General features: G+C 63.5%; 12 protein-coding genes. 7 read left to right on the top strand and 5 right to left on the bottom strand.

Translation table 11 applies throughout. From position 1 onward, the window contains the following. Window positions 1–14 precede the first annotated feature (14 nt). Window positions 15–716, bottom strand: a complete 702-nt coding sequence (locus CK227_RS06650; protein ID WP_095772355.1) for a response regulator transcription factor — start codon at window positions 714–716, stop codon at window positions 15–17. 45 nt (window positions 717–761) lie between these two features. Between CK227_RS06650 and CK227_RS06655 the strand changes: the two genes are divergently transcribed. Together CK227_RS06655 and CK227_RS06660 are read left to right on the top strand one after the other, a co-directional pair. Beyond that, a complete protein-coding gene (locus tag CK227_RS06655) occupies window positions 762–1535 on the top strand; it encodes a response regulator transcription factor (protein WP_171880411.1) in 774 nt (257 codons plus the stop codon). Between the two features lie 90 nt (window positions 1536–1625). Continuing rightward, a complete protein-coding gene (locus tag CK227_RS06660; RefSeq protein WP_179296393.1) occupies window positions 1626–3713 on the top strand; it encodes a PAS domain S-box protein in 2088 nt (695 codons plus the stop codon). Window positions 3714–3954: 241 nt separating this feature from the next. On the opposite strand, the gene CK227_RS06665 is transcribed toward CK227_RS06660, so the two are convergent. Further along, window positions 3955–4365, bottom strand: coding sequence for a hypothetical protein (locus tag CK227_RS06665; protein ID WP_095772182.1), 411 nt, complete (start codon window positions 4363–4365; stop codon window positions 3955–3957). Between CK227_RS06665 and CK227_RS36100 the strand changes: the two genes are divergently transcribed. Both CK227_RS36100 and CK227_RS06670 read left to right on the top strand, forming a co-directional pair. Further along, window positions 4340–4798, top strand: coding sequence for a hypothetical protein (locus tag CK227_RS36100; RefSeq protein ID WP_142885682.1), 459 nt, complete (start codon window positions 4340–4342; stop codon window positions 4796–4798). The two genes, CK227_RS06665 and CK227_RS36100, sit on opposite strands and share 26 nt — an antisense overlap. 27 nt (window positions 4799–4825) lie before the next feature. Further along, window positions 4826–6028 carry an aromatic ring-hydroxylating dioxygenase subunit alpha gene (locus CK227_RS06670; protein ID WP_095772181.1) on the top strand — a complete coding sequence of 401 codons (1203 nt, stop codon included), beginning with the start codon at window positions 4826–4828 and terminating at the stop codon, window positions 6026–6028. 37 nt (window positions 6029–6065) lie between these two features. Here the strand turns inward: CK227_RS06670 and CK227_RS06675 are convergent, their stop codons facing one another. Further along, window positions 6066–7484, bottom strand: coding sequence for an aminotransferase (locus CK227_RS06675; RefSeq protein ID WP_095772180.1), 1419 nt, complete (start codon window positions 7482–7484; stop codon window positions 6066–6068). 334 nt (window positions 7485–7818) lie between these two features. Here CK227_RS06675 and CK227_RS06680 point away from each other — a divergent pair, with 334 nt between their 5' ends. From CK227_RS06680 to CK227_RS06690, 3 genes are read left to right on the top strand one after another with little or no spacing between them, the layout of a single operon-like run. Continuing rightward, window positions 7819–8736, top strand: a complete 918-nt coding sequence (locus tag CK227_RS06680) for an ABC transporter permease (protein ID WP_095772179.1) — start codon at window positions 7819–7821, stop codon at window positions 8734–8736. Then, the gene (locus CK227_RS06685) at window positions 8733–9554 is read left to right on the top strand and encodes an ABC transporter permease (RefSeq protein WP_095772178.1); all 822 of its coding nucleotides are present in this window, start codon (window positions 8733–8735) and stop codon (window positions 9552–9554) included. Before CK227_RS06680 ends, CK227_RS06685 begins: the two co-directional genes overlap by 4 nt. A gap of 52 nt (window positions 9555–9606) precedes the next feature. Further along, entirely contained in the window at window positions 9607–10680 is a 1074-nt protein-coding gene (locus CK227_RS06690; RefSeq protein ID WP_095772177.1) for an ABC transporter ATP-binding protein, read from the top strand. A 46-nt stretch (window positions 10681–10726) separates the two neighbouring features. Here the strand turns inward: CK227_RS06690 and CK227_RS06695 are convergent, their stop codons facing one another. Then, complete coding sequence (locus CK227_RS06695) at window positions 10727–12010, bottom strand: flavin monoamine oxidase family protein (protein WP_095772176.1); 1284 nt, start codon at window positions 12008–12010, stop codon at window positions 10727–10729. Further along, the gene (locus CK227_RS06700) at window positions 12007–13083 is read right to left on the bottom strand and encodes an extracellular solute-binding protein (protein ID WP_095772353.1); all 1077 of its coding nucleotides are present in this window, start codon (window positions 13081–13083) and stop codon (window positions 12007–12009) included. Before CK227_RS06700 ends, CK227_RS06695 begins: the two co-directional genes overlap by 4 nt. Window positions 13084–13142 lie beyond the last annotated feature (59 nt).

Genomic DNA, 13142 nt, shown 5'->3' on the forward strand with positions numbered 1-13142 from the left:
CGGATACGCCGCCGTCAGTCGGTGAATTGCTGCGGCGGATCGAACCGGTAGCCCGCGCCGCGTATGGTGGTGATGGTCTCTGTGTCGAGCTTGCGGCGCAGCCGCACGATGCGCGAATCGATCGAACGATCGAACGCGTCGGCGTTCTCGGCCGGTGCCGCGGCGATGATGTCGTCACGCGTCAGCACCTTGCGGGGGCTCGCCAGGAACAGCCTGAGCAGCGCCACCTGGCCGGGCGAAAGCTGTTCCTCCGTACCGGACCGGTGCATGACGATGGCGGATCTCAAATCGACGGTCGCGTTCTCCAGCACGATCAGTTCCTGCGTGCCCCTGCCACGACGCGACAGCAGGCCGCCGACCCTGGCGGCAAGCTCCCTGACATTGAGCGGGCTTTCGACGACGTCGGCCGCACCCAGTTCGAGCGCCAGCACCTTGTCGACGAGATCGGCCGGCCGGCAGATCAGGATGAAATCTGGCCCGTCCCGGCCGCCCTCGCCTTGGCCGCCATGACGCCTGAGCAGATCCCGCCCTTCCGCCTGGCTGAGACTGTCACCAACGACGACGACATCGATGACTCCGCCCGCCAGCAGCGATTCCGCCTCCCAGGGCTGTCGCGCCTGGCGCACATCATGGCCACGCCGCTCGAGATGGTCGGCAAGTTCGGTCGCGACCACGTCGGCGACGCAAACAAGTGCAATGACGGCTCGTGCAGCCATGTTTTCCAACCGTTCCCTTGCAACCGGATATGAGTGCTGGACATGATGTTTATACCCAATCTACTTTCCACTGAAAGTGGGAGCGAGAGCATCGTGCGGGCAAGAATAGTGATCGTCGAGGACGAGCCCGACCTGAGGGACGCGGTTGCCGAGTATCTCGGCGCCGCCGGCTATGATGTGGCGACCGCTGAAACCGCCGCCGCCGCGCGCAGCCTGATCGAGACCCAAGCCTTTCATCTGGCCATTCTCGACATCGCCATGCCCGGCGAGGACGGGCTGTCGTTGGGCCGCTGGCTGCGCTCGAGAATGCCGATCGGCATCATCTACGCGACCGCCGCCGGCACGGCGCTCGACCGCATCGTCGGGCTGGAGCTCGGCGCCGACGACTATATCGTCAAGCCATACGAACTGCGCGAAGTGCTGGCGAGGGTGCGCAGCGTGCTGCGTCGCGTTCCGCAGCCGACGGAGCTGCTCGACAGGAAGACCAGGACGGACCGCCGTTCCGTCGCCTTCGGCCCGTTCCAGGCCGATCTCGACGGCAGGCTGGTCACCGGCGCCAACGGTACCGTGATCGACATGGCCAAGAGCGAATTCGATGTGCTGGAGGTTTTCCTGACCCGCGCCAACCGGCTGCTGACCCGCGCCGCGATCTCCGAGGCGATCGGCTTCACCGAGGATCCGGAATCATCGCGCGCCGTCGACATCCGCATCATGCGCCTGCGCAAGAAGATCGAGGCGGATCCGGCCAACCCGAAATTCCTGCGCACGGTGCGCGGCGAAGGCTATATCTTCTCGCTGCCGACCGGCGACAGCAACTGAGCGCCAGGCCCACAGGGTCTCGGGTTCACAGCCGTTGCTCGCCGATCGAATGGCCGACCGGATTGGCATACTTTGGAATAACGGCTGAAAATGACGGGCGAAGCAACAAGCAGGGATATGCAGGGTTTCAGGCAAGGTGCTGCGATGGCGGCCGTGCGCGTCGTTCGCCGGCTGCGCGAGGCCGGCGACTGGCAGCGCGAGATGGACGGCATACTGGAAACCCTTTGCCGGGCCATCGAATGCCAGCGTGGCATCCTGTTCCGCTTGCGCGAACTGCCGGGTCAGGGTTTTGCCCAGTCGGTTGCCGCCTACTGGATCGACCCCGACTTTGGCGGCGAACTGGCCTCGCCGACCGTGATCATGCAGTCGATCGTCAATTCGGACCCTCTGCTGGAGCGCGTCGCCGAGGACGAACGGCAGGGCAAGATCTTTGCCGGGCACACGCGCAATCTCGAAGGATTCCTGAGAACCGATTTCGAAAAGCAGAACATCAAGTCGTTCCTGTCGGTGTCGGTCTTCGCCCATGGCCATCTGTGGGGCACGCTCGCCGTCAATGACTGCGTCGACGAGCGCGAGTGGACCGACGAGGAGGAGGCGACGCTGCACATCATCGCGCTCGCCATCGGCGACGCCATCGAGCACTCGCCCTCCGACGCCCATGCCAGCGAAGTGATCCGCCGCACCATGCTGCAGGCTTCGCTCGACGCCATCATCGTCATCGACGAGGCTGGATCGATCATCGAATTCAATCCCGCCGCCGAAAAGATGTTCGGCTTCCAGCGCAGCGACATCCTCGGCAAGGATCTGCTCGACACCGTCGTGCCGGAATACTACCGCAAGGGCTATTCCTCGGGCGCCGACTACATGTCGGGCCGCGGCGCGCCGATGGTCGGCCAGCGACTCGAGACCGTGACGCAGAATGCCGCCGGCGAGGTGTTTCCGATCGAGCTGACGGCGACCGAGATGCGGGTCGCCGACCGCCGCCTGATCTTCGGCTCCATCCGCGACCTGCGCGACAGGCTGCGTGCCGAGGAAGAGATCAACCGGCAGCGCGAGAAGCTGCACCAGAACGAGAAGATGGCGGCGATGGGCTCGCTGCTGGCCGGCGTTTCGCACGAGCTCAACAATCCGTTGGCGGTGGTGGTCGCGCAATCGACGCTGTTGCACGAATTCGCCTCCGACCCGCAGACCAAGGTCCGCGCCGAGAAGGTGCGCGCCGCGGCCGAGCGCTGCGGCCGCATCGTCAAGAGCTTCCTGTCGATGGTCCGGCTTCACCCCGCGGCCCAGGCCGAAACCGATCTCAACCAGGTGATCCGCGCTGCCCTCGAGGTGACCGCCTATGGCGCACGCTCGAGCGGCATCATCATCGACACCGATTTCGCGCCGGGTCCGCTGCTGGCCATGGCGGACGCCGACCACGTGACGCAGGTGGCGGCCAATTTCCTCATCAACAGCCAGCACGCCCTGGCCGGCATTGCCGGCGACCGGCTGATCAAGGTACGGACCTTCCGCGGCGATCGCGGCAATCCCGGCTTCTCGGTCGAGGACAACGGGCCCGGCATTCCCGAAGCGATCCGCAACCGCATCTTCGAATCCTACTTCACCACCAAGCCGGTCGGTGTCGGCACCGGCATCGGCCTGTCGATCTCGAAATCGATCATCGAGCGGCACAATGGCAATGTCTGGTTCGAGGAAGTGCAGCCCCGAGGCGCGCGTTTCGTCGTCCAGTTGCCAGCCATTTCGGGGGGCATCGCTGCTGCCGGCGAGAGCCAGCCACGCTCGAGCGGCCTGCGCCATGCCTTGATCATCGACGACGAGCCTGATGTCGCGGGCTCCTTGTCCGACATTCTCGAATTGATGGGCATCAAGTCGCGCATCGCGCCAGTCTGGGAATCGGGCACCGCCACCTTGAGCGGCCACATGCCGCCCGACATCGTCTTTTCGGACCTGCGCATGCCCGGCACGTCGGGCATGGCCATCTACCGCGAGCTGCTTGCCGAGCGGCCCGAACTGGCACGGCGTTTCGTGCTGGTCACCGGCGATCTGATCGGCGCCAAGGCGGAAATAGAGGCCTTGCCGGCGCAGCAGCGGCCGCAGATCCTGGAAAAGCCGTTCAGCACGCTGGATGTGCGCAGCGTGCTTTCAACCATTGCCGAGCAGACCGTGTTGAAGGGCTAGAGCGGTTCACCGTTTCATGGAAATGGCGAACCGGCTCTAACCCTTTGTTCTGACGCAATTCCAAAGGGAAAGCGCTACGCGCTTTTCCCGGGAAAACCGCTCGCGCTCTTGCTGGAATTGCTAAAAAAAAGCTCCCGGCCGACTGTGCGGCGGGAGCTGAATGGAGCGCTGGAGGAGCGCTCGGGGAGGTCAGAGCAGGACCCCGAAAGGGAACGGTTCCGGGATCACGCTTCGACGGAAATCAGAAAATGTTTGGCGTGGTGGTCAGCGGCGCGGCATTGGCGATCATCCGGATCGCGCGGGCCTTGTGCATCCCGGACTGTTCGGCGATGGCGCGCAGGCAATCGACGCTCTCGGCGCCCCATGCCTGCCCCTTGCAGGCAAAGTCGAGCGCCGGCATCGGCAGCCGAGCAGTCTTGACTGTCGTCGGCGCCCCGTCGACCACATTGGCCGGCGGATTTAGCGAGGCGAAGGCCGGCCCGACTGTCGGCGTGAGCGCCATGCCGATGATGGCGCAAGCAGCCAGCCCCATGAACATGGCCATGGGGTGGTCGCTGGCGCGTTGGCGCAGCGCCAGTTTCGGACGGCGGTCAGCGCGCTCTGGAGCCTGGAGGCGGTGTTCGCTGGTGACGATCTCGACTTTCGCATGCATTGCCTTCCCCTTCGCTGCGTTTCTTTTTGATGATGAAACGAACTTAATCGCACTTTGTAACAGCACAAAATTGGTGTGGCTCTGGCAATGTAACGGAATTGAAACAGCGGTATCGGGCAAAACCGGGCAGAATCGGTCATTCCGGCTCACACTTCGCCGAGGCAAGGTAATCCCAGGTCGCCTTCAGCCAGGCAGCGCCACCCCAACGCCTGCCGGACGGCAGATCGACCGCGGCGCAGCGAGCGCTTTTTGCAACCGGCAAGGCGTCTTGTTCGTCTGCTTCCGCGCTTGTGAAACGACGTGGCAACGGCATTTCGGAACCGGGGCTAACATCCGGATTCTCCGCGATTTTCCCGGGCAGTCGCCGCGTCGAAATCATTCGAATTTTCGCAAACCATTGCATTTCAATGCAAAATATGATTTTATTGAATGATTATTCAACAAAAAGAAGAGACGTTTTATGAACCCGCACCTCCGTGACGTGGCGATCCCCAATGATTGGGACCGGCGGGGACTGCCGGGCTGGAGCTACCATTCCGATGCCCTTCTCGAGCTCGAGAAGGAGCAAGTCTTCCGCAACCATTGGCAGATCGTCGGCCATGTCAGCGACATCCCGAACGCCGGCGACTATCTGACCATGGATGTGGTCGGCGAACGCGCCTTGATCGTGCGCGGCAAGGACGGCGTCGTGCGCGGCTTCAACAATATGTGCCGCCACCGCGGCAGCCGTGTCGTCGCCGACAGCCAGGGCAATTGCAAGAACGCGCTAGTGTGCCCGTTCCATGGCTGGGTCTACAATCTCGACGGCACGCTGCGCGGCGCCGCGCGCCCGCGCTCCTTCCCCGATCTCGACAAGACCGAGTTCGGCCTGATGCAGCTCGACCTCGAAGTCTGGATGGGTTTTATCTTCATCCGCTTTCGCAATGGCGGACCGCAGCCTTCGGTCGCCGAGCTGATGAAGCCGATCGAGCCCGAATTCGCGCATTACAACGCCGCCGACATGGTGCCGTCCTGGGGCATCTGGACCCAGAAGACGCCGGTCAACTGGAAGTCGGTGCGCGATGTCGACAATGAGGGCTATCACGTCGCCATGGCGCATCCTGCCCTGCAGGATCTTTATGGCGCGACCTATTTCGATGAGCCCTTCATCAATGGCGTATCGCGCTCCTTCGCCACCTACAATCCGCATGCCGGCCGCCGCTGGAGCGTCAAGAACTACGTCAAGATCGCGCCGGAGCCGGCGCATCTGCCGGACTATCTGAAAAAGGCCTGGGTCTATTACGGCATCTTCCCCAACGCGGTCATTTCGGTGATGCCGGAATCCGTGCAGTTCTATCAGGAGTTTCCGCTGTCGACGGGCGAGACCCTGCTGCGCGGCGCCATCTACCGCTACCGCGACGAAAGCCGCGAGCAGGCCGCCGCCCGCTACCTCTCCTTCCGCATCGACCGCGACACCATGTCGGAAGATGTCCAGCTGTCGGTGTGGTCGAACGAATCCATGCTGTCCGAAGCCTTCGAAGGCTTTTATCTCTCCGACCTCGAATATGGCGTGCGCACCCACCACGATCATCTGCGCAAGATGCTGCCGGTGCTGGGCCTGGAAACGGCGCCCGAGGAGAAGGACATGTGGAATTTGAACGACGCGCTGAGGTCGCGGCCGTAGCTTCCTTCTCTCTGTCCTACGGGAGAAGGAAGATACTTTACCCCCGCCACACTCCCTCTTTCCTCAGATCATCCATGGTCCGCGAAATGCCCTCGCGCAGGATGCCGACCATGTCGTCGATCTGCTCGCGCGTGATGATCAGCGGCGGCGACATCACGCACATGTTGATCAGCGGCCGCACCAGCAGGCCGAGCTCATGGCAGTGGGCGTCGATGCGTTTGCCGACATCCTTGTCGAGCTGCAGCGGGTTCTTGCTTTCACGGTCGGCGACGCATTCGACGCAGCCCATCAGCCCGGCGCCGCGCACCTCGCCGACCAGCGGCAGCTCTTCCAGCGTCTTCAGCCGCGCCTGGAAATAGGGCGCGACCGCGCGCGTGTGAGCAAGCACGCCCTCTTCCAGCAGGTCGAGGTTTTTCAACGCCACGGCGCAGCCGATGGGGTGGCTGGTATAGGTCAGGCCATGGCCGAACATCGCGTCGGGATGGTTCGAACGGCGCAACTCCTGCAGCAGCCGTTCCGAGACGATGACGCCGCCGAGCGGGAAATAGCCCGAGGTGACGCCCTTGGCGAAGGTGATCATGTCGGGATCGATGCCGAACACGTCGCCCGAGGCGAAGACATGGCCGAGCCGACCGAAGCCCGTCACCACCTCGTCGGAGACATAGAGGATGTCGTTGTCGCGGCAGATCTCGCGGATGCGCTTGAGATAGCCGTCGGGCGGGATCACGACGCCCCCCGATGCCTGCACCGGCTCGCCGACGAAAGCACCGATTTTGTCGGCGCCGACACGGGCGACCGTGTCGCGGAACTGGTCGACGAGAAAGTCTGTGAAGGCGGCAAGGCCCATGCCTTGCGGGCGGCGGAACGGATCGGGTGAGGACAGCTTGATCACCAGCTCGTCGGCGCCGTCCATCCAGTCGCGGTCGCGCGGGCGGCCGTTGAGCGAGGCCGACAGATAGGTCGAGCCGTGATAGGCGCCGCCGCGCGACAGGATCAGCTTCTTTTCCGGTCGGCCGCGCACATTGTTGTAGAACTGCATGAAGCGCAGCGCCGTCTCCACGGCGGAAGAGCCGCCGGTGGTGTAGAAGACATGGCTGAGATCACCCGGCGCATGGCCGGCGACGCGCATGGCAAGTTCGGCCGACGGCGCGTTCATCGTGTACCAGGGCGTGTTGTAGGACAGCGCCATCGCCTGCTCGTACATCACCCTGGCGAGTTCCTCGCGGCGGTGGCCGACATTGACGCACCACATGCCGGCAGGCCCGTCGATCAGCCGCTTGCCGGTGCTGTCGGTGATGTAGATGCCGTCGCCCTCGCCGATCAGCGCGCGGGCTTCGGCACCGACGGAACCGGCATAAGGCCAGGGCTGGATGAGATGGCGCTTGCCCAGTTCAATGGCATCGTCACCGCCGGACGCCGCCATTTCGGTCGCCTTCAGGTCCCTCACCGCAGCCATTGTCGCCTCCACATCTCTATCGATTTTTTCTTGAGCTTAAAATTCGGCGGCAAAGGCCGGAAATGGCGGCTTTCTTCACCTAATTTTGAATGTCCGTTCAATCAATATCTCAGAAATAGCGCTTGATTTCAATCCACGGATGCGCGCATGATGAAAGAAAGCCGGCAAGCCAGGAACGCGACCAGCAAAAGTGGTCACCGGTTTTGTTTTCGATCGCGTTCCAAGGATAAGTGGGAACAAACAGCCGGTATCAGCACAATGGGATGCGCATGGCGGAACAGTCCAGGCCAGCAACCGCGATCACGCCCGGAGCCCTGCCCCCCGGAGTCTGGCAATGACGGCGACCGTGGAAGGGTCGCCCCCGTTGCGCATGACGCGGGCCAGACGAAATGCCCTTCTGCAATCCGAACCCGTCCAGGGCTTTGCCCTGATCAGCCCGACCTTTCTCTACGCCCTCGTCCTGCTGGTCCTGCCGATCCTGGTGGTCATCGCCCACTCCTTCTGGACGCAGCACTACCTGACAATCGACCGCACCTTCACGCTGGAAAACTACCGCGTGGCGCTGACCGAGCCGATCTACCGCGATCTGTTGTGGCGCTCGCTCTACATCTCGCTGACGGTGAGCCTGTTTACCGTCATCCTCGCCTACCCGATCGCCTACTTCATTTCCTTCCATGGCGGCCGTCACAAGAGCCTGTGGCTGTTCCTCATCACCATCCCGTTCTGGACCAGCTATCTCTTGCGCGTCATGTCGTGGAAGGTCATCCTCGGTTATAATGGCGTGCTCAATTCCGGCCTGATGGGTCTCGGCATCATCGACGAGCCGTCGACGGCGCTGCTCTACAATTCGAGCGCCGTCATCATTACCCTCACCCATGCCTGGGCGGCCTTCGCCATCCTGCCGATCTTCGTCTCGCTGGAAAAGGTCGACCGCACGCTGGTCGAGGCAGCCACCGATCTCGGCGATGGTCCCTTGCGTTCATTCCTTCGCGTGACCTTGCCGCTGTCGGCGCCGGGCGTCATCTCGGCGGCGCTGATCGTCATGATCCCGACCGTCGGCGACTATGTCACGCCGAAGCTGGTCGGCGGCAAGGACGGCGTGATGATCGCCAACGCCATTCAGGCGCAGTTCGGCAAGGCGGCCAACTGGCCGCTGGGGGCCGCCCTTTCCGTCACCACCATGCTGATCGTCACCCTGATGGCCGGCGCCACGGTGCTGATCATCCGCGCACTGCAGAGGCTGGCACGATGAGGGCGCGGCGCCTCCTGTCGGGCGGCTGGCTGTCGGTCTATGCGTTTCTCTATATCGTCTTCCTCTATCTGCCCGTCATCTTCCTGCCGATCTTCTCGATCAACACGGCGCCGACGCCGAAATTCCCGCTCACCGGCTTCACCCTGCAATGGTATGCGGACCTGCCGCACACGCCGGCGCTGCTCGACGCCGCCTGGAACAGCCTGAAGGTCGGGGTCTGCGCGTCGGTTCTCGCCACCGTGCTCGGCATCCTCGCCGCCCGCTCGATCACCCGCTACCGCTATCCCGGCCGCCGCGCCATCAACGGCCTGATCATGGCGCCGCTGGTGCTGCCCGAGGTGATCGTCGCCATCTCGATGCTGCTGGTGATGCTGCAGCTGGGCTTGAGCCTCTCCCTGTTCACCGTCGTGCTCGGCCATGTCCTGATCTGCATTCCCTATTCGATGACGGTGCTGACCTCCGGCTTCGAGGGCTTCGACCGCAGCCTGGAGGAAGCCTCCGCCGATCTCGGCGAGAGCGCCTTCGGCACCTTCCGCCGCGTGACGCTGCCGATGGTGGCGCCGGCCATCATCTCCAGCCTGCTCGTCTGCTTCACCATCTCGCTCGACGAGTTCATCATCGCCTTCTTCCTGACCGGCACCGAAGCGACGCTGCCGATCTACATCTGGGGCCAGTTGCGCTTCGCCTCGAAACTGCCCGGCGTGCTGGCGCTGGGCACACTGCTTCTGGTTGCCTCTTTCGTTTTGATGACCGTCGCCGAAATCCTGCGTCGCCGCGCGGCCAGACGCATCCAGAACGAGGGAGGCCTCTATGCCTGAACAGCCGCCGATCGAGCGCCCCCAATCCGATCCAGCCCAATCTGATCGGTCGATGATCGAGATCCGAAACGTCACCCGCAGCTATGGGTCGTTCAAGGCGCTCGACGACGCGTCCCTGACCATCAAGGAAGGCGAATTCTTTTCGCTGCTCGGCCCGTCCGGCTGCGGTAAGACCACGCTTTTGCGCATGATCGCCGGCTTCGACAACCCGACCAGCGGTTCGATCGCGGTCGGCGGCCAGCCGATGGAAGGCATTCCGGCCAACCGCCGGCCGACCAATATGGTGTTCCAGAGCTATGCGATCTTCCCGCACCTCAATGTCGAGCAGAACGTCGCCTATGGGCTGAAGCGGCTGAGGCTGCAGGGCGGAGAGGAGAAACGCCGCGTCGAGGAGGCTCTGGCGCAGGTCTCGCTGACCGGGCTTGGCAAGCGGCTGGCCACCGAACTGTCCGGCGGCCAGCGCCAGCGCGTGGCACTCGCCCGAGCGCTGGTCATGCGGCCGAAGGTGCTGCTGCTCGACGAGCCACTGTCGGCGCTCGACAAGAAATTGCGCGAGCAGATGCAGGTCGAGCTGCGCCGCCTGCAGCAGGCCGTCGGCATCACCTTCGTGCTGGTCACCCACGACCAGTATGAGGCGCTCGCAATGTCCGACCGCATCGCGGTGATGTTCGGCGGCAGGATCGCGCAGGTCGCCTCGCCCAAGGAAATCTACCAGCGCCCGGTCAACCGCCAAGTCGCCGACTTCCTCGGCGGCATGAACTTCGTCAAGGCCGAGATCGTCGAGGAGAACGGCGCCTCGCTGATCGTCGACACGCTGGGATTCGGCCGTGTGAAAACCGACAAGCCGAAGGCCTTCGTGCGCAATGGCGGTGCGGCCACGCTGGGGATCCGCCCCGAGCGTCTGCGCGTGCTGTGGGACAATGCGACGGCTAAATTCGAGGTTGCCGGCAAGGTGGTCGAACGCCACTATTTCGGCGAGATCACCCATCTGATCGTCGAGATACCGGGGCTGGAAAAGCCACTGTCGGTGACCGAGACCAACGATTTCGGCGCCGACGACATTCCGGTCGGCACGCCGATCCGCCTTGCCTACGATCCCGAGGCGCTGGTGGCGATGGGGGATTGAAGCATGATCCCCAAAAGTGGAAACCGGTTTTGGGAAAAGATCATGCTCAGCTAACAAGCTCGGCGACTATGTTTCTCGCTGCGATGCGCCCGGCGACGATCGCGCCTTCGACATAGCCGGGGAATGACGGCGACAGTTCCGAAGCGGCGAAATGCACCGGGGGAGCACCCGCGAGAATCGTCCGCTCGGCATCCCTGGCCGTCGCATCGACGATGAGGTCACTGTAAGCGCCGCCGCTCCAGCGGTCATGAATCCAGTCGCGCTGGCTGAAATCTTCACTATCGGCCGCGCCCGGACCAAGAGCAGCCACCAGCCTTGCCGTCACTTCCGCGCGCAACGCCGCATCGCTGAGTGCACGCCATCGAAACGCTAGCGGTCCGCCGACAAAGACGACGAGCGCGGCATGCTCCGCGTCCCTGCTGGCGTCGCAGGCAAACAGCCCCGGCAGGTCGCGCCACATCACCATGCCGCTCAAACCCTGCTCGCGCCAGAATGGCTTGGGATAGCGCACCAGGATCTTGATCACCGCGCCGCTCTCCCAGACGCCAAGTGCCTTCGCGAGTGTCGCCGGCAAGGCCGGCGCGAAAGCGAGCTTCGCGGCCGTCGCCGGCGGCAGGGCGACCAGCACCTGGCGCGCTTGGATCACGCCATTGCCAGTGACGACACGAACGCCTTGCGACCAGTGCTCGACACGCGTGACCGGTTCGCCAAGCCGCACCCGGTCGCCGAGATCGCCAGCCAGATCCTCGGCTAGCGATTGCATGGTCTCGCGCAGAGAATACTGCAGCTCGGGCACCTCGTTGGTGATGCGCCGGTCATTGTCGATCAGGTGCCAGAGCGGCACCTTGTCCATTGGCAGGCACCAAAGGCCTTCGATCATCGAGCGGAAAGCCGTCTTGGCATCGATGGGATCAGGCTGCTGTTCCAGCCAGGTCGCGACGCTCATGCCGGCGATCGACGGGTCGTCCGGCTCGACGCCGTTCATGCGCTCGCGGATCGCCATCGCGCCGTGATAGGTCTGCTTGGCGTCCTTGGGCCGCATCGACGGATGTGTGGTGAAGTCGCCCTCGACATAGGTTTCGACGAATGTCTTGCCGCGCGCCTTCGCCAGCGCCATCACTTCGGGCATGTCCTCGCACAGGAATTGGCCGCCGCTGTCGATGCGCTCGCCAAGTCCATTCCGAACGGCTTCCACCCGCCCGCCGACACGATCGCGCGCCTCGATCAGCACGAAATCGATGCCGGCCTGCTTCAGCTCAAGCGCCGCCGACAGGCCGGTGAAGCCGGCACCGACGATGACGACGTCGGTTCTTTCCAGTTCGTCCGTCAATAGCCGGCCTTGATCTTCTCAAATTCGTCGACCATGCGCTTCTTCAGTTCGGGCGCGATCGGTTGCTGGAACAGCGTCTTGTCGAGGAACTTGTCGATATCGTCGAAACCGCGCTCGGCCAGCACCTTGTGGTCGATCGCGGCCATGCCGGCGCTGTTGCCATGGCCGTAGCCGAATGTCGTGACCATGTATTTCGAAATGTCGGGCGCATTGACCGCGTTCAGGAAATCATAGGCCTGGTCAAGCTTGCCCGGCGCGTCCTTCAACAGCACGTAGCCGCACACCCAGGTGGACATGCCTTCCCTGGTGTCGCGGTTCATGGCGATGGGAACACCTTGCCCGCTCATCGCGATCAGTGTCTGGCCCCAACCCCAGGCAAGGTCGACCTCATTGCCGGAAAAAGCCTGGTCGATGTCGCTCGAGTCGGTCCAGTAGAGACGCACGTTCTTGTGCACCTGGCGCAGGAAATCAGACGCCTCCTTGAACTGCGCGTCGGTCATCTTGGTCCAGTCCTTCAGGCCAATGACCAGGCTCGCCAGCGCGTAGGCATCGTCGACATTGTCGCCGATGGTGACGCGGCCCTTGAATTTCGGGTCGGCCAGGATCCGCAGCGACTGCGCCTCGTCAGCCGTTACATTGTCGGTGCGGTAGAGCAATGCCGTGTTGCCCCAGTCGAACGGCATGAACCAGGCCTTGCCGTCGGGCGTGGTGGCGAGGTTCTTCATCGCCATGATGCCGGGATTGAGGTCTTTCCAGCCCGTGATCCTTGACGTGTCGAGCGGCTGCAGCAGGCCCGCGTCGCGCCACTTCGCCACGCTTTGCGAACAGGGATGCGCGATATCGGTCTTGAAGCCCGCCCGCATCTTCTCGAAGGCTTCGTCCTCGTCGCCGAAGAAGGCGAAGGTCGGCTCGGCGCCGTGTCTGGCGGTATAGGCGGGATGCAGCAGCGGGTCCTCGTAACCGGACCAATCGAACACCACGAGATCGCCGCCGCCTTGCGCCCAGGCATAGGCCGCGCCGGCGCCGATCGTGCAGGCGGCGGCAAGCGCCAGGCGGCGTAGCATCGGCGTCATGGCAAACTCCCCCATCGCGAAAAAGCTTCTGCGAGGTTAGGAGAAATCATCCGCTTTGG

The organism is Mesorhizobium sp. WSM4308 (assembly GCF_002294905.1).
Classification (GTDB): domain Bacteria; phylum Pseudomonadota; class Alphaproteobacteria; order Rhizobiales; family Rhizobiaceae; genus Mesorhizobium.